This is a genomic window from Nocardia arizonensis (genome assembly GCF_001310275.1).
Classification (GTDB): Bacteria; Actinomycetota; Actinomycetes; order Mycobacteriales; family Mycobacteriaceae; genus Nocardia; species Nocardia arizonensis.
The window spans coordinates 30,879-55,378 of sequence record NZ_LGYZ01000061.1 but is presented as its reverse complement, the minus strand read 5'-3'; the positions used below and the strand labels follow the sequence as shown (position 1 = coordinate 55,378).

19 protein-coding genes are annotated in these 24,500 nt (G+C 68.3%); 6 read left to right on the top strand and 13 right to left on the bottom strand.

Features of this window, described 5'->3' with window-relative positions; translation table 11 throughout:
* Positions 1 to 102 precede the first annotated feature (102 nt).
* Together APZ21_RS11600 and APZ21_RS35545 are read left to right on the top strand one after the other, a co-directional pair.
* On the top strand, positions 103 to 627 hold the full coding sequence (locus APZ21_RS11600) for a hypothetical protein (protein ID WP_054813284.1): 525 nt from the start codon (positions 103 to 105) through the stop codon (positions 625 to 627).
* Positions 628 to 1,242: 615 nt separating this feature from the next.
* Positions 1,243 to 1,776, top strand: coding sequence for a tyrosine-type recombinase/integrase (locus APZ21_RS35545; RefSeq protein ID WP_054813283.1), 534 nt, complete (start codon positions 1,243 to 1,245; stop codon positions 1,774 to 1,776).
* Between the two features lie 100 nt (positions 1,777 to 1,876).
* Here APZ21_RS35545 and glnA read toward each other — a convergent pair whose 3' ends face one another.
* Entirely contained in the window at positions 1,877 to 3,313 is a 1,437-nt protein-coding gene (gene glnA, locus APZ21_RS11590; protein ID WP_054813282.1) for a type I glutamate--ammonia ligase, read from the bottom strand.
* A gap of 252 nt (positions 3,314 to 3,565) precedes the next feature.
* Here glnA and APZ21_RS11585 point away from each other — a divergent pair, with 252 nt between their 5' ends.
* A complete protein-coding gene (locus APZ21_RS11585) occupies positions 3,566 to 4,018 on the top strand; it encodes an RDD family protein (protein WP_054813281.1) in 453 nt (150 codons plus the stop codon).
* A 12-nt stretch (positions 4,019 to 4,030) separates the two neighbouring features.
* On the opposite strand, the gene APZ21_RS11580 is transcribed toward APZ21_RS11585, so the two are convergent.
* From APZ21_RS11580 to APZ21_RS11570, 3 genes are all read right to left on the bottom strand, one after another.
* A complete protein-coding gene (locus APZ21_RS11580) occupies positions 4,031 to 4,774 on the bottom strand; it encodes a DUF4191 domain-containing protein (RefSeq protein ID WP_054813280.1) in 744 nt (247 codons plus the stop codon).
* Positions 4,775 to 4,845: 71 nt separating this feature from the next.
* On the bottom strand, positions 4,846 to 7,056 hold the full coding sequence (locus APZ21_RS11575; protein WP_054813279.1) for an elongation factor G-like protein EF-G2: 2,211 nt from the start codon (positions 7,054 to 7,056) through the stop codon (positions 4,846 to 4,848).
* A gap of 110 nt (positions 7,057 to 7,166) precedes the next feature.
* On the bottom strand, positions 7,167 to 7,616 hold the full coding sequence (locus APZ21_RS11570) for a hypothetical protein (protein ID WP_054813278.1): 450 nt from the start codon (positions 7,614 to 7,616) through the stop codon (positions 7,167 to 7,169).
* Positions 7,617 to 8,003: 387 nt separating this feature from the next.
* Here APZ21_RS11570 and APZ21_RS11565 point away from each other — a divergent pair, with 387 nt between their 5' ends.
* Positions 8,004 to 10,181 carry a nuclease-related domain-containing protein gene (locus APZ21_RS11565; protein WP_054813277.1) on the top strand — a complete coding sequence of 726 codons (2,178 nt, stop codon included), beginning with the start codon at positions 8,004 to 8,006 and terminating at the stop codon, positions 10,179 to 10,181.
* A 268-nt stretch (positions 10,182 to 10,449) separates the two neighbouring features.
* On the top strand, positions 10,450 to 10,827 hold the full coding sequence (locus APZ21_RS11560; protein WP_054813276.1) for a ribonuclease E inhibitor RraB: 378 nt from the start codon (positions 10,450 to 10,452) through the stop codon (positions 10,825 to 10,827).
* Positions 10,828 to 10,972: 145 nt separating this feature from the next.
* Here the strand turns inward: APZ21_RS11560 and APZ21_RS11555 are convergent, their stop codons facing one another.
* The 5 genes from APZ21_RS11555 to APZ21_RS11535 form a co-directional block, all read right to left on the bottom strand.
* Positions 10,973 to 12,283 (bottom strand): AAA domain-containing protein, encoded by a 1,311-nt coding sequence (locus tag APZ21_RS11555; protein ID WP_204249087.1) that lies wholly within the window; start codon positions 12,281 to 12,283, stop codon positions 10,973 to 10,975.
* A complete protein-coding gene (locus tag APZ21_RS11550) occupies positions 12,280 to 13,764 on the bottom strand; it encodes a hypothetical protein (protein ID WP_054813275.1) in 1,485 nt (494 codons plus the stop codon). Before APZ21_RS11550 ends, APZ21_RS11555 begins: the two co-directional genes overlap by 4 nt.
* Positions 13,761 to 14,846, bottom strand: coding sequence for a hypothetical protein (locus APZ21_RS11545; protein WP_054813293.1), 1,086 nt, complete (start codon positions 14,844 to 14,846; stop codon positions 13,761 to 13,763). Before APZ21_RS11545 ends, APZ21_RS11550 begins: the two co-directional genes overlap by 4 nt.
* Complete coding sequence (locus APZ21_RS11540; protein ID WP_054813274.1) at positions 14,846 to 15,652, bottom strand: hypothetical protein; 807 nt, start codon at positions 15,650 to 15,652, stop codon at positions 14,846 to 14,848. Before APZ21_RS11540 ends, APZ21_RS11545 begins: the two co-directional genes overlap by 1 nt.
* Before the next feature lie 74 nt (positions 15,653 to 15,726).
* Positions 15,727 to 16,473 carry a PIG-L deacetylase family protein gene (locus tag APZ21_RS11535; RefSeq protein WP_054813292.1) on the bottom strand — a complete coding sequence of 249 codons (747 nt, stop codon included), beginning with the start codon at positions 16,471 to 16,473 and terminating at the stop codon, positions 15,727 to 15,729.
* Positions 16,474 to 16,577: 104 nt separating this feature from the next.
* Between APZ21_RS11535 and APZ21_RS11530 the strand changes: the two genes are divergently transcribed.
* Positions 16,578 to 17,753 carry an acyl-CoA dehydrogenase family protein gene (locus APZ21_RS11530; RefSeq protein ID WP_054813273.1) on the top strand — a complete coding sequence of 392 codons (1,176 nt, stop codon included), beginning with the start codon at positions 16,578 to 16,580 and terminating at the stop codon, positions 17,751 to 17,753.
* A gap of 9 nt (positions 17,754 to 17,762) precedes the next feature.
* Here the strand turns inward: APZ21_RS11530 and APZ21_RS11525 are convergent, their stop codons facing one another.
* The 4 genes from APZ21_RS11525 to lipB all read right to left on the bottom strand — a co-directional run bounded on the left by APZ21_RS11525 (position 17,763) and on the right by lipB (position 24,430).
* Positions 17,763 to 20,642 (bottom strand): AfsR/SARP family transcriptional regulator, encoded by a 2,880-nt coding sequence (locus APZ21_RS11525; protein WP_054813272.1) that lies wholly within the window; start codon positions 20,640 to 20,642, stop codon positions 17,763 to 17,765.
* Positions 20,643 to 20,728: 86 nt separating this feature from the next.
* Positions 20,729 to 22,531, bottom strand: a complete 1,803-nt coding sequence (locus APZ21_RS11520; RefSeq protein WP_204249086.1) for a GmrSD restriction endonuclease domain-containing protein — start codon at positions 22,529 to 22,531, stop codon at positions 20,729 to 20,731.
* Between the two features lie 136 nt (positions 22,532 to 22,667).
* Entirely contained in the window at positions 22,668 to 23,684 is a 1,017-nt protein-coding gene (gene lipA / locus APZ21_RS11515; RefSeq protein ID WP_054813271.1) for a lipoyl synthase, read from the bottom strand.
* On the bottom strand, positions 23,681 to 24,430 hold the full coding sequence (gene lipB / locus APZ21_RS11510; RefSeq protein ID WP_054813290.1) for a lipoyl(octanoyl) transferase LipB: 750 nt from the start codon (positions 24,428 to 24,430) through the stop codon (positions 23,681 to 23,683). Before lipB ends, lipA begins: the two co-directional genes overlap by 4 nt.
* Positions 24,431 to 24,500: the final 70 nt, after the last annotated feature.

Here is a 24,500-nt window from a genome sequence, read left to right as displayed (position 1 = left end):
ATCTGGCCTTTCCTCTATGGTCCGGCCTCCACGATATGAGGGGAAACGCAAGAACACGTGAAGAATCATGATCGCAGGAAGAGGGCTGCGGAGGTTCTGAGCGTGGTTCCGAACCTGAAAGTTTGCTACGTTTTCGCTGTCAAGAGCGAGCTGGATCCTGCGTCGTACGTCTGCGACCCTCAGCGGTTCTACAACTATCTTGCGTTCAAGATGTACAAGTCGATCAGTTGGGCAGCGCGGAACTGGCACGGGAGCGGTACTCGTCTGTGGACTCGGTTCGGCCATGTAAGGCACCACGATCACTCCGCCACGGAGCAGTACATCCGGTCAGAGGCGCAGAAGGACCCCAAGGTCCCCTTCCACATGGAGCAGGCGCTCAACTGGGTGTCTGCGGACAAGTACCTGGAGAGTCAGGCAGCGGACCTCTACGGCGGCTTCTTGAAGGCTGCTATCTGGCCGTCCGGCGAGTTCAGCTATGTCGAGCCCGCATACCTGCTCAAAGTCTGGCATCAGCTGCTGAACAGCGAAAACTGTGCAGTGCCTCTGGGAATGATGTCGATGCCGCACAACAGCATTGTGTGCGGGATGGATTGGTTCCCGTGCCTTCGATGTCCACAAGCAAAATAACAGGTCCTCAAGAGCCTCCGCGGGCCGATCCACTGAAGGAGGGCGGTGGCAGCACCGCTGGCGTTCCGCGGCAGGCTCTTGAGGACCTGTTGGCTACCACCATAGCTCAGATGGCCGACGACTAGGGGATTTCCGATGGGTTTGTGATGCTTGACGCATGGCTCTGACCTGGGCAGATGTCGTCGTTACCCGATCGTTATCGAATGTATGTTCGGCAGAGGCCGGGCTGACGACTTGCCGGCTCTATGCCTGGATGCTGCCGGATTCACGTGGGACTACAGCCGGACGACGGCCAGCGTCTTGTCGTCGTGTCGCTTCGATCGCGGTTGATGGAAGCCGTTCGGATCGCCATCGGCTTCCCAGCGGTGACAGCGTTGTAGAAGGACGGCTAGATCGTCGGCACCAAGATGTGCAACGTATGGCCTGAACCTCAGTGGGTGGCCAAGCTGAAGAAGGCGGGCCACGAACCGAGTTACGTCTACGCGCTGCATTCGCGCCTGTCGCAGATCATGGGCGACGCGGTGAGTGATGGCCTGGTGCTTCGAAATCCGTGCTCGCGCAAGATATCTCCGCCGAACGGGAAGCAGAAGGCGTACGTGGCGACCACGGGAGCAGGTGTGGGCGCTGTACGAGGCGGTGCCCGAGCATGTTCGTCCGGCAATTCTGCTGGGCATGTTCGCTGGTCTGCGGGTGGCTGAGGTGTCGGCGCTGCGCGTGGCTGACATTGATTTCGTCCGCGGTGTCGTGTACCCCAAGCGGCAATGGCCGGACAAGCCGTTGAAGACGGCGGCCAGTGAGACGCCGATTCCGATTCCGCGTGAGCTGACGTTGCTGCTGTCGGCGGTCCACGAGAAGTGGTCGCACGATCACATGGTGACCAACGGGGAGGGTATGCCGCTGCCACCGTGGATCATCGAACGGCGTGTCCGCGAGCTGCGAGAAGCGGGGGCGGTGCCGGGCCTACCTGATGAGTTCAGCTTCCACGATCTGCGGCACTTCTTCGCGTCGCTGCTCATCTCCAAGGGGGCGCCGACATCAAGACGGTTCAGGCACGGGTTCGCCACGCCAGCGCCAAGACGACGCTCGACACTTACCGGCACCTGTGGCCGGACGCAGACGAGTCCACCCGCTTCGCGATCGGTGAAGTGATCACGAAACGGATGGACTCGCTGAAACCTACTGCGGACGAGCTGCGGACGGAGGGGGAGAACACTAGTTGCTCCGCCGCAGCTCAGACACCCGGAACGGCTTACACGTCGAAGTAGAGCTCGAACTCGTAGGGGTGCGGGCGGAGGTTGACCGGGGCGATCTCACCTTCGCGCTTGAGGGTGATCCAGGTCTCGATGAGGTCCTCGGTGAAGACGTTGCCCTCGGTGAGGTACTCGTGGTCCTGCTCGAGGCGGTCGATGACCGCCGCGAGGCTGGTGGGGGCCTGGGGGATGTTCTTGGCCTCCTCCGGCGGGAGCTCGTAGAGGTCCTTGTCGACGGGGGCCAGCGGCTCGATCTTCTTCTTGATGCCGTCGAGGCCCGCCATCATCATGGCGGCGAAGGCCAGGTACGGGTTGCCCGAGGAGTCCGGCGCACGGAACTCGAGGCGCTTGGCCTTCGGGTTGTTGCCGGTGACCGGGATACGGACCGCGGCGGAGCGGTTGCGCTGCGAGTACACCAGGTTGATGGGGGCCTCGTAACCGGGGACGAGACGGTGGTAGGAGTTCACGGTGGGGTTGGTGAACGCCAGCAGCGACGGCGCGTGGTGCAGGATGCCGCCGATGTAGTGGCGCGCCAGGTCCGACAGGCCGCCGTAGCCCGCCTCGTCGTGGAACAGCGGCTTGCCGTCCTTCCACAGCGACTGGTGCACGTGCATACCCGAGCCGTTGTCGCCGAAGAGCGGCTTCGGCATGAAGGTGACGGTCTTGCCTTCGGCCCACGCGGTGTTCTTGACGATGTACTTGAACAGCTGGAGGTCGTCGGCCGCGCCGAGCAGGGTGTTGAACTTGTAGTTGATCTCGGCCTGACCGGCGGTGCCGACCTCGTGGTGGCCGCGCTCGAGTTCGAAGCCCGCGTTCTGGAGGTTGGTGGCGATCTTGTCGCGCAGGTCGACGTAGTGGTCATACGGCGCGACGGGGAAGTAGCCGCCCTTGTTGCGGACCTTGTAGCCGCGGTTGAGGGTGCCGTCCGGGTTGAACTCCGCGCCGGTGTTCCAGGAGCCCGAGATCGATTCGATCTCGTAGAACGCGCCGTTCATGGCCGAGTCGTAACGGATCGAGTCGAAGATGTAGAACTCCGCCTCGGGGCCGAAGTACGCGGTGTCGGCGATGCCGGTGGAGCGCAGGTACTCCTCGGCCTTGCGCGCGATGTTGCGCGGGTCGCGGGAGTACGCCTCACGGGTGAACGGGTCGTGCACGAAGAAGTTGAGGTTCAGCGTCTTGGCGGCGCGGAACGGGTCGATGCGCGCGGTGCTGAAGTCGGGCAGCAGGAGCATGTCCGACTCGTCGATCGACTGGAAACCGCGAACGGAGGAACCGTCGAACGCTAGCCCTTCCTCGGCGAGGTCGGCGGTGAAAGCCTTTGCCGGGATCGAGAAGTGCTGCTGCACACCGGGAAGATCGCTGAAGCGGATATCGACGTACTCGATGTCCTCTTCCTTGATGTGCTGAATGACCTCGTCGGCCGTGCTGAACGTCACTTGTTCTCCTTACGGATCGGTTCCCAGCCAGTGTCGATTGCATGGGTTCGTCGCGTCCAGACGCTATGGACGTGGTGTTTCCCAGCTATCAAGGCTGTGTTTCGCCAGTGTTACACGTGCGGCTGGCCCGGTGTGGATGGCCACCCGGGCGCGACCGACAGTCCAATCCTGCCATTCGCTCGCGACGGCGCGACGTTGAACTCCCCTTATGCAGTGCCCGGGCGACGATGCCCGCAGCCTACTCTGGATGCCATGGCGCGTCTCACCGGTTCCTGGCTATCCGCACCCTCGGCCGAGCCCGGGGGCTCGGCTACACCCGAGTTTCCCGGCGAACATCTCGGTCTCCCCAGGACGGGCGCCGGGTCCATCGCGGGGCAGGCCCGCCGCATCGCGGCGATGTTCGCGGACTGGCTGATGGCGGTCGGAGTCTCGCTGTTGATCCTGCGGCACGTGAACGCGAACCTGCCGCTGCTGATCTGGTTCGTGGTGGGTGTGCTCGCGGTCACCCTGTTCGGCTTCACGCCGGGTCAGTACTTCCTGCGCCTTCGGGTGATCAGGGTGGACCAGTCGGTGGGCGTGGGTTTCGTGCGGGCGCTGGCGCGGCAGGTGCTGCTGATCTTCGTGGTCCCCGCCCTGTTCACCGATGCCGACGGCCGCGGCATGCACGACCGCGCGACCGGTACCGCGGTGGTCAACGCGCGCTGACCGCCGCCCGGATCAGCGCCTGCGGATGGTGCGCTGCACGCCGCGCATCTTGGCGCCCGCGGGCATGGGGCCCTTGGGCAGCGCGGGTCCGCTGCGCGCGCCGAGTGCCGACAGGCGGCCTTCGATGAGGTCGATGCGCTTGGCGTCGATATTGCGCGGCAGCTTGGTGAGATAGCGCTGCAACTCCTTGAGCGGCACCTGACCCTCGTCGTTGCCGATGATCACGTCGTAGATCGGGGTGTCGCCGACCAAACGCGCGGTGCGTTTCTTCTCCTGGGCCAGCAGCGTCTTCAACCGCTGCGGCGATCCCTCGGCGACGAAGATCACGCCGGGCAGCCCGATCACGCGGTGCACCGCGTCGAGCTGGGTGGTGGCGGCGACGCCGTTGCTCACCCGCCACTTGCCCTGGAGGTTGTCCAGCACCCAGGCCGCCGCACCCGCCTGGCCCTCGGCCTTGGCGTAGACGTTCTTCTGCACCCGGCGACCGAAGAGGATGAAGGCCGCGAGCACGCCGAGCAGGATGCCGAGCGGCAGCAGGAACCATTGCAGACCGGTCAGCAGGCCGACCACCAGGAAAACCACGGTGATGCCGACCAAGGCGCCGATCATCAAGGGCAGCAGCAGCTTGTCTTCCTTGCGCTGCATCTGGAACGCCTGCCAGAGCTGCTGACGCCGCTGCTTCGACGCGGCCTTGCGAGCCGCCTTCGCCGCGGCCTTGGCTTCCTTCGACGGCGTTGCGCCCTTACCCACTGCCATGCGTCCCAGGATAGTGGCAGCGTACGGGCCGGTCGGCGGCGGGACGCGGGGGTCGGGTGCGCCGGGCGCGGTCAGTGCGCGCGCAGGTCGGCGTCGGTGCGAACGGCTTGCGCCAGCTGGGCGGGCATCGGCTCGTGCCGGACGTAGGCGCGGCCGAACTCCCCGGAGCCGTGTGAGAGCGAGCGCAGGTCGATGGCGTAGCGGCTGAGTTCGAGTTCGGGAACCTCGGCCAGGATGCGGGTGCGTCCGTGAGCGTCGGGTTCGGTGCCGAGTACGTGCCCGCGCCGCCCGGACAGGTCGCCGAGCACCTGACCCAGATAGTCGTCGGCCACCGCCACCCACACCCGCGCGAACGGTTCGAGCAGGTTCACCCCGGCCCGCGCCGCCGCCTCCCGCAGTGCCAGCGCGCCCGCGGTCTGGAAGGCCGCGTCGGAGGAGTCGACCGAATGCGCCTTGCCGTCGAACAGCGTGACCCGCACGTCGACCAGCGGGTATCCGGCGTCGACGCCGCGTGCGGCCTGGGCGCGGACCCCTTTCTCGACCGAGGGGATGAACTGCCGCGGCACGGCGCCGCCCACCACCTTGTCCACGAATTCGATCCCCGATCCGCCCGGCAGCGGCTCCACCTCGATCTCGCACACCGCGTACTGACCGTGCCCGCCGGACTGTTTGACGTGCCGTCCGCGCGCCCGCGTCGTGGACGCGAACGTCTCGCGCAACGCGACCCGGTGGTCGATCACGTCCACGTGCACCCCGAACCGTTCCCGCAGTCGCTCCAGTGCGACATCGCGGTGCGCTTCGCCCAGACACCACAGCACCAGCTGCCGGGTCTGGTCGTTGTTCTCCAGCCGCATCGCCGGATCCTCGGCGGCAAGCCGGGCCAGACCCTGGGAGAGTTTGTCCTCGTCGGATTTGGCGTGCGCGCGAATCGCGATGGGCAGCAACGGGTCCGGTATCGGCCACGGGGCGATGAGCAGCGGCGTGCCGGTGCCGGACAGGGTGTCGCCGGTTTCCGCGTGTCCCAGTTTGGTGACACAGCCGATATCGCCCGCGATCACCTGTCCGAGCGGGCGCTGCTGTTTGCCGAACGGCGCGCTCACCGCGCCGACCCGTTCGTCGAGGTCGTGGTCGGGATGTCCGCGTTCGGCGAGTCCGTGGCCGCAGATGTGCACCGTGTCGTCGGGGTGCAGGGTGCCGGAGAACACTCGCACCAGCGACACCCGCCCGACATACGGGTCCGAGGCCGTGCGGATGACCTCGGCCGCGAGTTCGGCCGCCGGATCGCACGCCAGCGGTGTGGGTGCGCGGCCATCGGAGGCCGGTGCCGCCGACACCACGTGTTCGGCGGGGCTCGGGAAGCCGCCGACGATGAGGTCGAGCAGTTCCACCGTGCCGAGACCCTGGCGCGCGCCGTCCGGTGCGGGGGCGGCGAACAGGACCGGATGGAAGCTGCCGCGAGCGACGGCGTGTTCCAGGTCGGCGACGAGGGTGCCGAGTTCGAGAGCCTCCCGGCCGAGGTAGCGCTCCATGAGGGTTTCGTCCTCGCTCTCGGCGATGATGCCCTCGATGAGCCGGTCGCGCGCCCGGTCGAGCGTGTCCGCCTCGCCCGGAGTGGGGTCACGGCGGACCGCCTCGCCTGCGGCGTAGTCGACCGCGTAGCGCGGCAGCAGTTCGATCATGCCGGTGACCGGCCGGTGCCCGTCGGCGCTCGCGGGTCCGTGCACCGGCAGGTGCAGCGGCAGGATCGTCTCCGACGCGCCGTCGCCGAGAACCGTGTGGAAGGTGCGCACCAGGTCGTCGAAGTCAGCGCGTGCGGTGTCGAGATGGGTGACCACGATCGCGCGCGGCATCCCGACCGCGGCGCATTCCTCCCACAGCGCCCTGGTGGCCCCGCCGACGCCCTCGTGCCCCTCGGCCGCCGACACGACGAACAGCGCGGCGTCGGCGGCCCGCAGTCCCGCGCGCAGTTCGCTCACGAAATCCGCGTAACCGGGGGTGTCGATGAGGTTGATCTTGATACCGGCCCACCCCATCGGCACCACCGACACCTGCACCGACCGGTGTTGGCGATGTTCGATGTCGTCGTAGTCGGACAGCGAGGTGCCGTCCTCGACCCGGCCCGCTCGATTCACCACCCCCGCGGTGAGCGCCATGGCGTCCACCAGTGTGGTCTTGCCCGCGCCGCTGTGGCCGACCAGCGCCACATTCCGAATGTGCTCGGGCCGGTCCACCGTGATCGCCGCGCCGGTGCCCGCGGCGGGTCCGCTCGATTTGTCCACCATGTGTCACGCGTCCTTGCCTCGACACCGCGGTCCTTCGAGCTTCCCACCATCGCGGGCGCGCCGCCACGAATTGACGGGACGGGGCAACTTGACGGGACGGGGCAACTCGGTCAGGCCGTGATGACACCGCCGTAGGCGCTGAAGCTGCGGCCCTTGGCGGTGCACGTGAAGCTACCGTGGAATCCGTACTCGCAGCGCGCGCCGGCGAACTCTACATACGGTCCCCACTGGCCGTCCCCGGTGCGGACCTGGTCGAGGGGCGGATTACCGCCCGGCCGGGTGTAGTGGTCGATCGTGGTGAAACTCGGGCGCGCGGGCAGCCAGCTCTGGTCGATCACGATATCGCGCACGGTCAGGGTGATCGGGAACGTACCGTATCGCAGGGTGGTGGGGGAGACGATGTCGCAGCCCATCGAGCCGTCGGTGGCAATCGCGCACTGGAAATTCCCCGCGGAGAAATACACCGGGCCGTCGTCGGCCTGTGCCGTTCCCGTGACCAGTGCGGATGCCGCCGCCAAGAGCCCTGCCGCTGCGGCTGTGCGTTTCACCGATTTCTTCATGCGCACTCCTTCGACAAATCTCGACGATGCCGACGTCGGTATATGTGTCGGCCTTGTGACCGTTATTCGTTTCGGCGGCCCGTTCGGACCGTAACCGCCGGTATGGAATACCCGCCGACAACGTTTCGAGTCGTGGCACCCTCGGGTGGTCGGCATCCCGGCATCGTCGTGGCGAACCGGTCCCTCTCGGTTCGGCGCACTCGCGGCGTCTTCGTCGAGTTGACGAATGCCGAAGAGTCATCCCGTTGTGGCGACACTCACATTGCCACACGCCAGGCTTTCTGTCGCCAATGCCCTGCTCTTACAGTGCCTTTCGGGGTTCGGCGCGATCGACGGCTGAATACCGTTGAGTGGTCGATTGTGCGAGCGTGATGGAGGTGACCGCCGATGCTGGTCATCAACGAACGGGCGGCGATGCCGCGGTCCGAACAGCGAGTCCTCGACTGGATGCGGACCTGGAAGGGCCAATACATCATTGTCGGCCTTGCGATCTCGGGATGTCACGTTCCCCGGCGCCATCGCAAGGGCGGCGACACCCAGGAAGCTGATCTCGTGCTGATCACCCCGCGTGCCGTGGTGGTCATCGAGGTCAAGGGCACCGTCCCCGACGCGACCAGCGGCGTGCTCTCGGTGCAGGCCAACGGCCGCTGGCGGCTATCGGGCTTCGACGGCGACCCGATCCACGTGCGCGACCAGGACACCAGTCCGTTCGACCAGGTCACCGACAATGTCTTCAATCTGAAGGAACTGGTCCGCAAGCACCACTCCGACGCCTATGTCGACGGTCTGATCGTGGTGGTGCCGCCGTGGGAGTCCACGGTGACCCTCGAGGTCGAATCCCGCCGCCACGGTTGCGGTGTCGTCCTCGGGTCCACTCCCGGCGAGCTGCGCGCATGGCTGCACCGCACCTCGAACCGGAAGCTGCTGTGGACCGCCGAGGCGGTGCACGCGCTGCTCACCGACCTGAATCTCGACGATCTTCTGACGATCGAAGATCTTCTCGCCGAGGGGTTCCCGTCCGAGACCGGGCGTCGTCCCAAGCCGGCGTCGCCGGTCGAGGCGAAACCGGCTCCCGAGACGCCCGCGCGGGAGTCGGCGTTTCCCGATCATCTCTCGAAGCCGCTGTACGAGCGGGCCGCCGCGGCAGGCGCGCCAACGGGTATCGCCGCCGAATCCGCCTTCCCCGAATCGGTCTCGGAGCCTGCCGAAGCCCCGGGAGAAGTACGGACCTCGACCGGCGGCGATGCACTGCCTTCCGAGGCGCGTGGAACCGCCCCCGACGACTCGCGGCGCGAAATGGATTCGCCGTCGCCCGACCCGGATTCGGATGCGATCTCCTCCGCGCGGCAGGGTTCGCGGGTAGCCGCCGAAGGCGGCGGTGCCGAATCGGATGCCGCGGCACCGGAGTTCACGCGGCCCGAGGAAGCGGCCGAATATCGCGGCGTGCGGCTCGACCGTGTTCCGGGGCACAAGATTCGGATCTCGGAGTATCCGATCGAAGAAGGCGCGCCATCACATGTCCCGGTAGTGTCCGACGAGGCACGCGGCCCTTCCGATGCGGATATGTCCGATGACGCCGTTCGCCGGGTGCTCAACTACACCGCGCCCGCGATCGAGCCGGCGGATATCGGCGCCGAGCCCCATCGGACTACGGTTCTGCACGGCGCGTCGGCCGGTTCGACACCGGCACGCGACGGGGTGAGCGCCGCGCCCCACCCGCGCGACGACGCCCACGACGGGCACCCGGAATACCCTGGGCCGCACGGTGACCTGTCACCCGCGCAACGACGCCACGTCCCCGACTCCGGCGGGCAACGCCCGCACCACTCCGCACCGCACCGCACCGACTACGACCCACCGTGGATCGCGCCGGACGACAATGACCCACCCAGGATCGCGACACCCGACTATGTGCGCCCGCCGTGGATCGCGCCGGACGAGGAGGCCGTGCGACCGATCCGGCCCGCCCACGACCCGAGCGCCGTTCGTGAGGTCGACTTCCGGGGTGACTACGATCCGCGGTCGGAGTATCCGGCCGATCCCGAATCATCGGGAGAGTTCCGGGATGACAACGACTACGACGATCACGATCCCGACGAGGTTCTCCCGCCCGCATCGGCGTCACCCTCCTCCTACACCGACCGATGGTCGTCCTGGATCGAGCCGCGCTACGGTGCCCCCGCCGCACCGCTGCGCAGGCAGGTTCCGCTCCGCACCGTCGCGCCTCCCGCACCCCAGCAGACGGCACCGGGACTCCTGGACCCTCCGCGACCTCGGCATCAGGACTGGATGACCGCCGTCCGCGACCGTATCCCCACACGCTTGATCCCGAAGGTGAAAGCCGACGGCGATCTCCCGCAGCAAATGGGCGCGGTCATCGTCATCGCCGCCGCGATCGGCGCGATCTGGATTCTGGCCTCCGCCTGCACCGCCACCTACCGTGACGCGGTCCAACAGCAGCAACCCTCCGGCACCTCCGAAGTCGAGCCCCAGGGCGTCGAAAAGGCCAAACGGGCCCCCATCGCCACCCTGCCCCTCTGTTTCCCGCGCCCGACCGACTGCTGACCGTCGCCGAATCCTCATTCGGACACCACGGTCTTCCGCGTGACGGTATTCGGATCGTGACACACGCCCTTCGCCGGGGAAGGACACGGACCGAAACCGAGTCGTTGTTCTTCCCCGCCGACGTGCCGGTGTTCCGAAAGCGTGGATTCGCAGTAGCATTCGTGCCCGAGGCGCTCGGAATCCGCTGCGCCGCATAATCCGACGTGCGTTAACCGCGGGGCACTGTGCCGTGGGCGCGGCGTCGATGACGTGATGAAGGAGTACAGCGGTGGCATGGGAGGACTCGGACGGAACGGCCGAGGAAGTCGAAGCGCACGAGTCGAAAAACGAGATTCTGCTCGAGGTGCTGCTCGAACAGGGCGCGATTCTGGACGCACCGCGCCCCATCGACTGCCATTTCCGCGCGCACACCTACGAGTCGGCTCAAATCCTGGCGACCAAGTTACTCGACAAAGGGTTCGACAATATCTCGGTCACCTCGCCGGACAATGCGGCGCCGTGGTCGGTGGAAGGACAATTCTACGAGTCGGCGCGGGTCATGGCGGGCAGACAGGTCACGCAGATGTTCATCCGCCTGGCCGCGACCTGCGGCGGGAGTTACGGCGGGTGGGGAACCGTAGTGCACGAGACCGAACCGAGTCGGTAGCGGCGGCGAAACGGCGTCGAATGGATTTGCGATTTGCCCGCGAATAGACGGCGTCGGGTTCTGTCGACCCGGCCGCTGATTCCCGACCGCGCGGCACGCCGTGCCGATCCTGTCGTGCGGTGATCGGTTCGACGTCACCGCAGGCTCACCGGATGGTGTCGGCCACCACTCGGTGGTTCGAAAGGTGGGTCAGCAGAGCTTGATTGGCTTCCCAGCCGTCGGGGAACTTCACCTCGACACCGAGGTGCACCGGTTCGGCCGACGGGTGGGCGTCCAGTAGTTCGGGGATGCCCGCTCGGCCGACCACGACGCAGGCGTGGCGGTGGCGGGAGGTGAGCACGCACAGGCGGCCCGCTTCGAGGTGGAAGGCTCCGGCGTCGCGGCGGCCGGACAGGGGATGCAGGACGAAGGTGACGTCGTATTCGCGGCCCTGAAGACGGTTGGCGGTGTCGACGGTGACGGTGGCGGCGGGGGTGTCGCGCAGGGCGGTGCGCAGGGCTTCGGCTTGGTCGCGGTGTGCGGTGCCGATGGCGATCCGGTCGGCGGTGACGGGGCGGGTGCCCTGTTCGGAGTGTGTCGTGGCGCCGCGGGCGAGCAGACGGTTGGCGAGGGCGGCCAGGGCGCCGACGGCCTCGGTGTCGGTGCGCAGGGTGTGGCGGGCGGGCAATTCGTACCATGCCCAGCCGGAGCGGGCGGCTTCGTCCAGAGCGTCGTCCAGTGGGCCGAGGAAGCCTGCGGTGGTGAATTCCATTCGGCGCGTGCCGGGTTCGGTGCCCGCTCGGAAGCCGGTGAAGGGGTAGAAGGCGGCCGAGACGACGGGGGCGGCGGAGGCGGGCAGCCGCCAGGAGACGGGGAGTCGGTGGATGGGGATGCCGGGATTGTTCGCGAGCATGACGCTGACGGCGCTCATGGTGGGGTCCCATGACAGGCCCTTCCAGCGGTCGACCTCGACGGTGGCGAACGGGTCGAGTTGGCCGGGATCACCCACGAACAGGCCGTGTTCGAAGCGATTCGCTATGCGCAGCAACATATCCGAGCGCATCTGATACGCCTCGTCGATGATGGCCCACTCCCAGGTGCCGTCATCGACGGTGGCCCACTTGGCGGCGGTGCCGATGACGATGGCGCGGTCGGCGAGATCGGCCGCACGAGAGGCGACCGTGACATTCGGGTGGGCGGCAACGCGGTCGGAGGTGACGTAGTTGGCGGCCGAAAGACGGCCGATGCGCAGGACGGCGTCCGCCTGTGCGAGACGGTCGACGAGATCGTCGACCTGTTCGTTGGTCTGGGCGACGATCACCCGCTGCGCGCCGTCGGCGGCGAGACGGCGGGCCGCGCGCACCACCAGCGTGGATTTGCCCGCACCGGGCGGGGAATCGACCACGATCGCGCGATGCGAGGGATTGTCGAGGTCGGCGAGGATATCTGTGGTGACATCATCGGCGGATACGGTCACCAGTGCTCCTCGGTGTGGTCGGGCTCGAACTCCGGTGGGGGACCGCCGTGGGTCCACGGGGTGTCCTCGGGCTCGGGGAGCACGAGTTTGCCGCCGGAGGAGCCGAGGGTGAAGCGGGTGAAACCGACCGAGTCGCCGACCTGCGGGACGCTGCCGGGTTTCGCGGTGCGGCCGTTGCCCATGCCGCCGGACAGCTCGAGAGTCAGTGCGCCGCTCTCGAAGTCGAGGACCCTGGCCTTCTGGTTCGGGCGTTCGGCGCTGTGCAGGGTCTCCCCGGGCGCGGGGGTGAACGGATCGGTGGTCTCGACGCGGATCAGCGGGCGCAGCACGGGGCGTTTGCCGGAGGTGTCGACACGGTCGGGTTCGCAGGCAACCACCGTGGCGCGCAGGGCGGAGCCGGCCAGGCGATATTCGGCCATGACACGCGGGTCGTCGTAGGCGCGCTGGGCCTGGAATGCCTCGGCGGCGGCCTCGCGGTCGAGCAGGCGGCGCACGGCCGAGACGGCGGCATCGCGGCGGGCCTGGGCGAGGCCGTCGTCGATCGTGTCGGCGAAGTAGGTGAACGAACCGCGGTCGCGTTGCCAGCGGGTGGGGACGTTCGCGGCCTCGGGCAGCTCGGCGAGCAGGTCGAGTCCGCGCCACATGAGCCGCCACGTCGGTTCCAGCTGGGCGCGCAGTGCCTGTTCCAGCCGTTGCGCGGCAACGGTTTTCGCCGTTCCGTCGATATCGTCGACGGCGGTGTCGTACGCGTCGACGAGCGGGGCGAGTTCCTCGTTGTCGAAGCCCGGATCGGTGGCGGGGCCCGCGGGCGGGCTGATCAGCGGGTCCTCGGCGAGTGCGGCGGCACGCGCGCCCGATAGTCCGGGCGGCGGTGCGATCCAGCCGAGCAGGGCGGCGAGGTTGGCGTCCTCCAGTGCGGATTGACCGGTGGCCCAGTGCATGGCGAGAACCGATGTCATGGGCAGGAGAACCGCCGATCCGGGACGTTCGGCGCGTTCGGCGAACCATGTCAGCCACCGGCCGAGCAGCGGGATCTCCGGCGGCACCGGATTCGGCCCGTCCACTCGGTGGTAGCGCACCGAACGGCCGAGCAGGCGAAGGAAATCCACGCCGCCGGTGTTCGGAACCCACAACTGCGCGGCATCCAGGCATCGCCGACCCACCACCTCGCCGGACCGGTCGGTGATGTCCTCCGCGGCATCCAGATACGAGGCGATGTGGGGCAGTACGTGTCCGGCCAGTGCCTCGACGAAACGCAGCCGCAGCACGCGGTCGCGGGGCTGGGGCACGATCATGACCGTCGGATCGTCGCGGTCGGTACCGAGCATGACCGCGAGCGGTGCGGCCGCCTCGCCCGCCAGTCGCAAGGGGATCAGCACCAGCGGACGGTCCGCGAGATGGTAGTGCCGCACCGTGGCCAGCGGTTCGGCGCGACCGGCGTGCGCGGCCCGCACCCGGGCCAACGCGGTCAGCACACTCATCCGGCGACCTCCAGCCGCAGCCGGTGCGCCGCGCGCAGGACCGCCGCGATATCCGCGTGCTCGGGACCGGGAGCGAAGGAACCGTCGGCCAGGCCGAGTGCCGTGGCGATACTGTCGATGCCCCCGAGGTCGTCGCAGACGCCGCGGCCGAGCGCGTCGACCGAACCCGCGGCGCGCGCCTCGTCGCGGCACGCGAAGGCCAGATCGCAGTGCGACATGCAGTCGGGGGCGTAGCGGGCGGGAACGGCGGCGACGGTGTCGGCCAGATCCGGACCGGGGGCCAGGGTGGCCCCGGGCGGCAGCAGGTCGAGCAGGTTCTCGACGGAGGTCATACGCGAGAGCTGCCGCGACACCACCGCCAACTGTTTGCGCAGGTCCACCACCGCGGCCGTCGGCCGGTTGGAGAAATCGCGGGCGCAAACCAGGATCGCGTTGTGCGACACCAGTTCCGTACTCTCGCCTAGTTCGGTGAACAACTGCCGCAAGGCGAGCGCGTATACTGCGGCCTGCTTCGCGGCGGTCGCGACCTGGGTGGGATCGGCCTGCTGATCGATGACCGGGAACGACTTGATCTCGATCACGTGGAACTGCCCCTCGATTTGGACGGCCACCACGTCCGGCTCCAGATAGGCCGGGGCGCCCGCGATGTCGAGCCGCAGCAGCGGGTGGTCGAAAAGGGTCGCGTCGTTGTCGCGGACGGCGCGGCCGAACAACTGGCGGGTGCGCTGGTGGCGTACGGCATTGGAGGCGTTGTCGCCCACCGTGTTCAGGTCGAGATAGCCGACCTCGGGAATCGACAGGCCCAGCGTCTCGCGCAGCAACGCCACCAGTTCCGCACAGCCGTTGGCCTTCACCATCGCCTCGAAGGTGTTGCCGCGGGTGATGGCGAACTGTGACTGACCGAACCGCGGTGGATCGCCAAGCTCCCGAGCCAGCGCCGCCTTGTCGACCGCCGCCGCGTCCAGCAGCGCGCGGCGCGCGCATCCGGGATTGGTGGTCAGCGCCGCGATGGTGCGGGCATTGTGCCTGCACGTCGGTGCCGTATCGCGAACCCGCTCCAACCTGGCCGAGAGATCGTTCATCACAACTCGTTTCCGCGACGGTCGGCCGCGCGCAGCCGAACACCGAACAGTTGGCCCGCCGCGTCGTCGAGCTGACGGGCCACTCGTCGTGCCGCCTGCTCGCGATGATCGGCGTCGGTGTCGGCGTGCACGGCCAGCTCCCGCCGCGCCGCCTCCGATACCGCCCCCGGGTCCAGCGCGTCCGGCGACCCGGCCACCCCCGGCACCGATACCGCCAGCCGCCACAGCACCCGCCGCGCCGCCGCACCCGTCCGACCCTGATCGACCATGTGGTCGCAGAGCCGGATCACCGCGGTCAGCAAATCCACGCGCGGACTGAGCGGCCCGATCATCCGGCGCGACAAGGGCCACGTGCTCACGGCCAGCAGCCCGCGTGCCGGTGCGACCAGGTCCGTGGTCAGCGCCGCGCAGATGTAGAACGGCCTGCCGAAGGGGGCGGCGCGGAACGAACGCTCCTCGTCGCGGCGCAGACTGGTCAACCGGGCGGCCACCAACTGACCCGAGAAGAACCCCTCGTGCACCGCCATCACGACCTTCGGCGAGGCGGGCGCCGACAGCAGGGTCAGCGCCCGGTGCACGTGGTCGCGCACCGCCACCACGGGCGCACCGTCACGCGGCCCCTCCTCGACCACCTCGCCCGTTGACCCGGCCTCGCCGAGCACCGCCGTCTCCCACAGGTTCTCCACCCGCCGCAACTCCGCCCGCAACCTCCGCGCGGTCGCCCGATCGCCCCCCGCCGCGGCCCGCCGGACCTCCGCACGCAGCCCGGCGATCCGCTCCTCGAGTTCGACCGCGGAATCCGTCATGCGGGCAACGTACGCACGGGTTCCAGTGAAGTCCAGTATTTACCAGTCTTCTGCGTGTCGCCGGTTGCGGGAGTTCAGCTGCCTTCCGGCGGGTGGGAATCGGTCGCGCCGTTCGAGGGAGCGGCGACGAAGGATTCCTCGGCGACCATGTCGCGGAAGAGGCTGTCATCGATGGCGGACATGACAGACGCGGTCTGACTTGCCATGGCGCGCAACGCGGTGATCTTGCGGTCGATGGCCGTTCCACGCAACTCCACGTGCACCGTGAGTTCCTCGCGCGTGACGCCTTTCGGGCGTTCGTCGCTCATGTACATGTCCCACTCTTCGTAGAGCGGCATGAAACGCTGTAGCTTCTCGACCGTCGCGGCCGCGTAGAGCAGCGTGCCGCGGCATCCGGCCTCATGCCAGGCGTGGGTGACCCAGCGATGGACGGCGATGTGGTCGAGGTGGAAGGTCATGCCGTCGGGCCCGAAGGTGAGAATCGTGTCGGGGCGGACCTTCTCGATCAGACCTCGTGTCCAATCCATGCCCGCCAGATCGTGCCGCGGCAATTCGCCGTCGGGCAGGTCGTAGACCTCGTGCTCGTCGACGCCTAGCACGGCCATCGCCGCCGCGGCCTCCCACCGGCGGATGCGGCCGAGCCGGACGGGAGTCCAGGTCGCGGGGTCGGAGGCCCCCATCTCGCCGGCGCTGGCCGTCGCGCAGACCACCCGTTGGCCGTTCTCCCGCGCCGCCGCCATGATTCCGGCGGCCAGATACGTTTCGTCGTCGGGATGGGCCCAGATGGACAGTATCGTTCCGAGTTCGGTGCTGTGAATCATGTTCCGACTGTGGGGTGCGCCCATGTCACCGCGCTGTCGGCGGACGATGTCGCGCCGCACACGGCTGACAGTGAGCTGACAGGGGCGACCGCGACGCTGTGCCCATGACGAACACCATCGCAACCAAGTCCATACCCACCGAAATGCTGGAAGGCTTCCGTGCCCGTGCGGGGGGACACGACCGCGACAACACCTACTTCGCCGAGGACCTCGCCGAATTGCGTGCCATCGGCTACCTCGCCGCGGCGGTGCCGGTCGAACGCGGCGGCTGGGGACTGACCCTGCCGGAGTTGGCGCACAGTCAGCGTCGCCTGGCTCGCTACGCGCCGGCTACCGCGCTCGCGATGACCATGCACTCGTATTGGATCGGCGTCGCCAACGAAGTGGAACGCGCGGGCGACCGATCACTGGAGTGGATCCACCGGGCGGCGCTCGCGGGTGAGGTCATCGCGGCCGGGCACGCCGAGGCGGGTAACGATCTTCCGGTGCTGATGTCGACCTGCCGGGCGCGGCGGGTCGACGGCGGCTACCTGCTCACCGGCCGCAAGCAGTTCGGCTCGAACGGTCCGGCCTGGGCCTGGCTCGGCGCGCACGCCATCGACGTCGACGCCGACGGCGGACCGCACATCGTGCACGCCTTCGTGGCGCGCGAGAGCGCCGGTGTCGAGGTCGTCGACACGTGGGACACCCTCGGTATGCGTCCCACCCAGAGCCACGACACCGTGCTCACCGATGTCTTCGTGCCCGACGCGCGCGTCGGCTGCGTGGTGCCCGCGGGTGACGGCACCCATCCCTTCCTGGTCGGCATGACGATGTGGCCGCTGTCGCTGATGGCCGCGGTGTATCTCGGCATCGCGGACCGGGCGCTGGAGTTGGCGTGCGAGGATGCGCGACGCAAGAAGTCGGTCGCGATCGAACGCGGCGCCTACGCGTACAACCCGTTCGTGCAGCATCAGGTCGCCGAGATGTACCTGGAACTCGACGCCGCCTCCGCGTTGCTGGAGTGCTTCGTGCGCGACTGGGTCGGAGGAGTCGACCACGGTGCGGAATGGGTGTCGAAGGTGTATTCGATGAAGTGGCGGGCCGTCGAGGCCGCCAAGCGGGTGGTCGACACGGCGCTCGACGTCAGCGGCGGTGCCGCGATGTTTCGCGGCAACGAGTTGGAACGGCTGTATCGGGACGTGCGGTGCGGCGGATTCCATCCGGCCAACGACGCGTTGACCCACGAAATGGTCGGCAAGGCGGCACTCGGCGTGCTCGGTGAGCAACCGCGCTGGTGAAGGGAGCCGTCACAGGCAGTCGAGGACGTGACCGACCAACCGGTCGTTGTCCAGGTCGGCGCCTCGGCGGCGAGCGGTCTCGAACCTCTCGTCGCCGAGCGCGGCGCGCAGTCGGGCGGCGAGTTCGTCCAGTGCGGCTTGGTCCGCGCCCGCCACGCGCTGCCCGGTGGATGCCGCGCGGATCGCGCCCTCCAACAACGCGGCGTCCTCGGGCCGGTCGAGACCCTCGAACAGCAATGCGATCGAACGCAGCATCACCCACTGCTTGGCCCACATCCCGACTCGACGCCAATGGTCGACGAGTGGTCTGTATGCCCGTGTGGCGGCGGCCAGTCGCCCCGCGCGAACCTCCAGCGAGGCGCGCGAGGCGGTGGCGACACCGGTGACCAGCGCGGTGTCGGTCGATTCCGCGATGCGGATGGCGCGATCGAGCCGGTGCGCGGCCGCGTCAGGATCGGTGTCGAGCACCGCCTCCCCGGCGCAGTACAAGGCGTAGGCCGCGTAAGGCGATGTGCTTTCGCCGATTTCGGCGACCAGGTCCGTCGCCGCACGCGGGGTCTCGGGATCGCCCGTGTAGCCGCGCACCATGAGATGGGTTCCGCGCGGGATCAGGCGATAGAACTCGTCACCCACGGCGACGGACGCCTCCTCGGCCTGCCGGTACCGTAGCGCGGCCGCGTCGAGCCGTCCGGCGAACAACTCGTACACCCCATTCGCGCTGAATACCCGGGTGGGCGCCGTCCCGTTCGGGGCGACGGCGATCTCGAGCGATCGGCGGGCACGCGCGCCGGCGGCCTCGACATCGCCCACCATCCACGCCGCGTACGTCGCGGCCGCCCACATCGTCGCCACCAGTGACGTGTCCTCGGGCGGCGATGCCGTGCCGCCTGCCCGCGGTGCCGCGTCCGCGTCCGGCAGCGCCGCGATCACCCGCTCCGACCAGCCGAGCACATCCGGGCGGAGCCGCAGCACCCCGTAGTCGAACAGCGCGTCGACCAGCCGGCCCGCGGTCCTGGCGTCGCCGTGCGCCAGCAGCCAGTCCAGCGCTCGACGCAATTCGCTGACGGCCTCGTCGATCTCGCGTATCGAGGAGCTGTCCGACAGCGCGAGCCGTTCGTGCGCTCGCCGCGCCCAGGCCAGCATATGCCGGGCATGTCTGCCGCCGACGGCATCCAGTTCGTCGTTCTCGCGCAACCGGTCGCGCCCGAACGCGCGCAATGTCTCCAACAGCACGTACCGCCGCCCCGGATAGCGCATCACCAGCGAGCGCTCCACCAGTTGCGCGAGCAGGTCCGCCGCCTCGGGCGGCGGCAGCGCGCACACCGCGGCCGCCGCGGCGGTGTCGAACGGTCCGCCGAGGATCGACAGCGCCGTGAAACCTCGCTTACGCGGCTCATCCAGCAATGTGTACGACCACGCCACCGTGGCGAGTAGGGAGCCGTGCCGCTGTGAGGTGCGATATCCCATCGACAGGAAATCGAATCGACTCTCCAGACCCGCCGCGATCTCGGTCAGGTCGTGTGAGAACATCCGCGCCGCAGCCAATTCGATCGCCAGCGGGAGCCCGTCCAGGCGCGCCACGATAGCGGCGATCGCCTCGGTGTCGCGGGTCGGCTCCGCCACCGCCCGCGCCCGGTCCACGAACAACCGCACGCCGGGGGAATCCGGTCCCGCACACGCCAGCGGCGGAATGTGGCGCACGTACTCGCCCGGCGCGCGCAGGCGTTCCCGACTCGTCGTCACGATCCGCAGACCGGGGCACCGCGCCATTGCCTCCCCGACGAATTCGGCGACCTGGTCAACGACATGCTCGCAATTGTCGAGCAACAGGACCAGCTCGGTGTCACGGAGCACGCCCGCGATCCGGTCCACCAGCGGCACGCCCGGGCGCACATCGATGCGCAGGGCCGCCGCGATCGCCGCGTCCGCCGCCGTGTCGATCCGCCCCAGTTCGCACAGGACCACCGCGACATCCGTCCGCGCCGCCGCGAGCCGGTGCCCGAGCTCGAGCAACAGCCGAGTCTTGCCGACCCCACCCGGTCCGACCAGCGTCAGCAGACGACATTCCGCCGCGAGCGCCCGCAGGTCGGTCAGTAGCTCATCACGACCGATCAGCGAGGTCGCCGGTACGGGCACCCGGCTGCGCGGCTCCCACTCGCCCAGTCCCGCGGAGTCGAGGATCGCGCGGTGGCGCGCCATCAGCTCGGGCGACGGATCGACCGCGAGTTCGTCGGCCAGCAGACGGCGGAACTCGTCATAGACGCGTAGGGCCTCGGCCTGCCTGCCGGTCGCCGTCAGGACATCCATCAGCAACGACCGCGGTCGCTCACGCAACGGGTACTCGTCCGCCAGCGCGCGCAAGCGAGCGGCCAGACCGTCGGTCGCGCCCTCGGCCAATCTGTATTCGGCCACGAATTCGCGGGCACGAGCGCGCAATTCCTCGAAAACCGTGACATCGGCTCGTGCTTCGTCGCATTCCTCCAGTTCGGGGAGGACCGGACCGTGCCAGCGATCGAGTATTTCCTCGACCAGTCGGACCGAGTCCGAATCGGCCGCTTCCGCCAGCAAGGAAGTGAGCAGATCGGCATCCACTTCGATCCGCGTCGGGTCGAGACGGTAACCGGTCGGCACCGACACGATCACACCCGGCAGAGATCGCCGCAACCGCGCCACATGGCTGTGCAGCGCCGCCACCGGATCCGCGGGCCCGTCGCCGCGCCACAACAACTCCACCGCGGCGTCGACCGTGACCGTAGTGTCGCGCCGCAAAGCGAGGAAGGCGAGCAGCCTGCGGGGCAACCCGCCACCCGGTGTCACGTCGACGCCGTCGGGAGTCCGGGCTCGGAGCGGACCGAGCACATCGATCCGAGACCGACCAGATTGCTTCACCGAGCTGCCACTCCCGGGTTGCTGCGAAGGACGAGAACGAGTCTATCCGGATGGCGCTGTGGCCGACGAGCGCGCCGTCGGGTTGTTCACCGAGGGGATTTGTCGCGGTAGATCGTGGTCTTGCCCATCGACCTGTCCACCAGATCCACCAGCCGTCGGGAGCGGTCGGCGTAGAAGGCGTCGAAATCGGCGGCGCGGAGGGTGGCGGGGTCGATGAGGTGGGTGGCGAGCGCGGCGTCGACCCACGCGGCGTTCGCGCCGGTATCCGAGGCGAGGACGTCCAGATAGGAGGCGGGGGAGCCGACCATGCCGCGGCCCGCTCGATAGGACAGGGGGGATTTGTTGACGATGGAATTCGCCCTGGTGTGGCCGCCTGCCTGGCGTTGCAGCCATGCCTTCGGGAAAATCTGACGGATGTCAACGGCGTACTGGAGCACGGCTCCCGGATTCAGCGGTTCGTCGCTGTAGTACCAGTCGACGGCACCGTGTTTGATCAGCAGGGCGTATATGCCCTTGTAGGCCGCGCTGTTACGGGTGGTGAGGGTGTCGAGGCGGTCGGCGACGAAGACCGCCTCGGCGACGGTGTCGGGTTCGGGGGCGTCGGGGTCGGTCCAGGCGATGAGTTGTTCGACGTCGCGGGCGAAGCGGCTCTCGGTCGCCCCGCTGTACATTTCGCCGAGTACACCGCACCAGTACCAGCGGGTCACACGTTCGCGCATGGCCGGGTCGTCGATGGTCTCGCCGAGGATGGCGCGCACGGCCGCCAATGGGATGAGCTGGCTACGGTAGGGCAGGTCGTTGACGCGGACGATGCATTGTTCGGTGAGGAAGCCGCCGACCCATTCGAAGGCTTCGGTCAGGCGCGGGGTCAGGCGGTCGAAGTCGGCGAGGGGGAGTTCTAGCAGGTCGCGGCGTTTACAGGAGATGGCCGCGGTCGGGCGGTCGCGGCGGCGCTCCCAATTGCGGACCAGGGTCACCGCTTGGAGGAAATCGCTGGTGCTCAGACCGTCGTCGACGCCGGCTTCGATGCGGCCCAAGACCGGATAGGCGGTGGCGAGCCCCTTCTTCACGTCCTGCCAGATATCGGGCAGCCGGTAGTAGTCGCCGTGGCTGTCCTCGTAGGCGCGGTCACCGGCGTAGGTGGCGGTGAGCAGTTCGAAGACATTGAGCGGCACACCCCCGGTATTGACCCGCTCGAATACAGAACACACCGCGTCCGGTGTGGTGTGCGTGCCGAGTTTGATCATCGGGATCAGGAACGAGCGGACATGCTGGATGACATCCTGCTCGAAACGCGACCACAGATCCCAGTTCTCGTCGTCCACGCCGACGAACGCGCGCTGCCACCTGTGCACGCGCCGCACGTCGAAGACGATGTTCAGTGGGAAATAACCGGTGCGGCACTCGGCTTCGACATCGGTGAGGTCGAGCGGCTCGCGGCGCGCGGCATCGCGGCGCAGCACCCGGTCGGCGGGCACGGAGACGATGGCCTCGTCCCGATCCGACGGCGAGTACACCGATTTGGCGATGTCCAGGTAGTACCAGCGCTGCAACTCGTTGCCGCGGCCGTCGACGGTCTGCACCGGGCGATCCAGGTAGAGGGCCTGGAACAGCGAGGTCAGGCGCTGCTGACCGTCGAGCAGCAACATGCCGGGATCCACCGGACCGGCGGTGGACGCGCCGGTCAGCGGCCGCGCCCGGAACCGTGACCGGGCACCGGTCTCGAGGGTCATCACCACACCGAGCGGATAGTCGAGGGTGACGGTGGCGAGAAGTTCGCGAATCCGCTGATCGTCCCATTTCCACTCGCGCTGGAAATCGGGCAACTGCATGAAGCCGGACCTGATCTGCTCCAGCACGTCCTGCAACTTCGGACTGTCAAGTGCCACTTGGGATCCCTCGTCGAAGTCGATGTGCGGGCCCGGTGACGGCTTCGGTACCGGGCACCACATTGCATCAACAATCGAAGGCGGCCGTCAAGGCGAAGGGCCTTGGCTGCCTGCGCGAATGCGCGAAACGGCGGTGTCAGCTCCCGAAACGGGCCAGCACCGAACTCGCTTCCTGCGACGCGCTGCCTTCCTCGGCGAGATGGGCCATGGCGGAGGGGATTTCGCGACCGTGGTGGGTCATCGCCTGCGCGTAGAGCCGACCCGCGCGATACGAGGAGCGCACCAGCGGACCCGCCATGACACCCGCGAAACCGATCTGCTCGGCGACCGCCGAGTGCTCGACGAACTCCTCCGGCTTGACCCAGCGGTCGACCGGATGGTGGCGCGGGGACGGGCGCAGGTACTGGGTGATGGTGAGTATGTCGCAGCCAGCCTCGTGCAGGTCGCGCATGGCCTCGGTGACCTCGTCCGGTGTCTCGCCCATGCCGAGAATCAGATTGGACTTGGTGACCAGGCCGGCCTCGCGGGCGGCGGTGAGCACGGCCAGGGAGCGCTCGTAGCGGAAGGCCGGGCGGATGCGCTTGAAGATCCGCGGCACCGTCTCCAGATTGTGGGCCAGCACCTCGGGGCGGGCGGAGAACACCTCGGCCAGCTGCTCCGTATCGGCGTTGAAATCGGGGATGAGCAGTTCCACGCCGGTGTGCGGATTCAAAGCCTTTATGGCGCGGACGGTTTCGGCGTAGAGCCAGGCGCCGCCGTCATCGAGGTCGTCGCGTGCGACGCCGGTGATGGTGGAGTAGCGCAGGCCCATCGCCTGGACGCTCTCGGCGACCCGGCGCGGCTCGTCGCGATCGAGCGCCGCGGGTTTGCCGGTGTCGATCTGGCAGAAATCGCAGCGGCGGGTGCACTGCTCACCGCCGATGAGGAAGGTGGCCTCGCGATCCTCCCAGCATTCGAAGATGTTGGGGCAGCCCGCTTCCTCACAGACCGTGTGCAGACCCTCGCGTTTGACCAGGCCCTTGAGTTCGGTGTACTCGGGGCCCATCGTGGCGCGCGTGCGGATCCACTTCGGCTTGCGCTCGATGGGGGTCTGGGCGTTGCGCGCTTCGATACGGAGAAGTTTGCGTCCCGCAGGTACTTGAGCCGAGGTCACGAGTCCGACCTTACGCCTGCCGCACTCGGGACCGTCTCCGGTGTGCGGTGCGCGATGTCGTGGGCGGCCACCGGCAGGTCGCCGTCGAGCGCGCGCACGATCGCCGCGGCCACCAAGGGCTTGACCTCCGCGACCGTGACCTCGCGGCCGAGTTCGCGGGTCAGGGTGGTGACCCCGGCGTCGCGGATACCGCACGGCACGATCGCCTGGAAGCCGTCCATCGCCGAATTGCAGTTCAGCGAGACGCCGTGCAGGGCGACGCCGCGCTGCACGCGCACGCCGATCGCGGCGATCTTGCGTTCGGCCTGCGCGTCGGTGGCGGGCAGCCAGACCCCGGAGCGGCCGTCGACACGCCCGCAGGTCAGGCCGAAACCCGCGACCACCGAGATGAGCGCCTCCTCGAGCCTGCGCACGTAGTGCACGACGTCCACCGGTTCGGCGAGTCGCACGATGGGATATCCGACGAGCTGCCCCGGGCCGTGCCAGGTGATCTTGCCGCCGCGGTCGACCTCGATGACGGGGGTGCCGTCGATCGGCAGATCCTCGGCCTCGGTGCGGCGCCCCGCCGTGTACACCGAGGGGTGTTCGAGCAGCAGCAGGTGATCGGCGCCGACGCCATCGGCGCGTTGCGCCGCGTAGGCGCGTTGCACATCCCAGGCCGCGTGGTAATCGATGAGTCCGAGATCCTCGATCACGACCGGGGTGGTGTCGAATCGAGCGGACACCGCGGTGCGCGTGTGGTTCACGGTGGTGCGCGTGTCGTTCACGGTGCCGACGTTACGCCGACCCGGCACGGCGCTGAATCCGGTGTCCGGC

Coding starts and splice junctions, on each gene's coding strand:
- APZ21_RS11565 (WP_054813277.1), top strand. CDS start 8,004: ATGCTGGTCATCAACGAACGGGCGGCGATGCCGCGGTCCGAACAGCGA.
- APZ21_RS11575 (WP_054813279.1), bottom strand. CDS start 7,056: ATGGTGGACAAATCGAGCGGACCCGCCGCGGGCACCGGCGCGGCGATC.
- APZ21_RS11550 (WP_054813275.1), bottom strand. CDS start 13,764: ATGAGTGTGCTGACCGCGTTGGCCCGGGTGCGGGCCGCGCACGCCGGT.
- APZ21_RS11580 (WP_054813280.1), bottom strand. CDS start 4,774: ATGGCAGTGGGTAAGGGCGCAACGCCGTCGAAGGAAGCCAAGGCCGCG.
- APZ21_RS11530 (WP_054813273.1), top strand. CDS start 16,578: ATGACGAACACCATCGCAACCAAGTCCATACCCACCGAAATGCTGGAA.
- APZ21_RS11535 (WP_054813292.1), bottom strand. CDS start 16,473: ATGATTCACAGCACCGAACTCGGAACGATACTGTCCATCTGGGCCCAT.
- APZ21_RS11570 (WP_054813278.1), bottom strand. CDS start 7,616: ATGAAGAAATCGGTGAAACGCACAGCCGCAGCGGCAGGGCTCTTGGCG.
- APZ21_RS11540 (WP_054813274.1), bottom strand. CDS start 15,652: ATGACGGATTCCGCGGTCGAACTCGAGGAGCGGATCGCCGGGCTGCGT.
- APZ21_RS11585 (WP_054813281.1), top strand. CDS start 3,566: ATGGCGCGTCTCACCGGTTCCTGGCTATCCGCACCCTCGGCCGAGCCC.
- APZ21_RS11545 (WP_054813293.1), bottom strand. CDS start 14,846: ATGAACGATCTCTCGGCCAGGTTGGAGCGGGTTCGCGATACGGCACCG.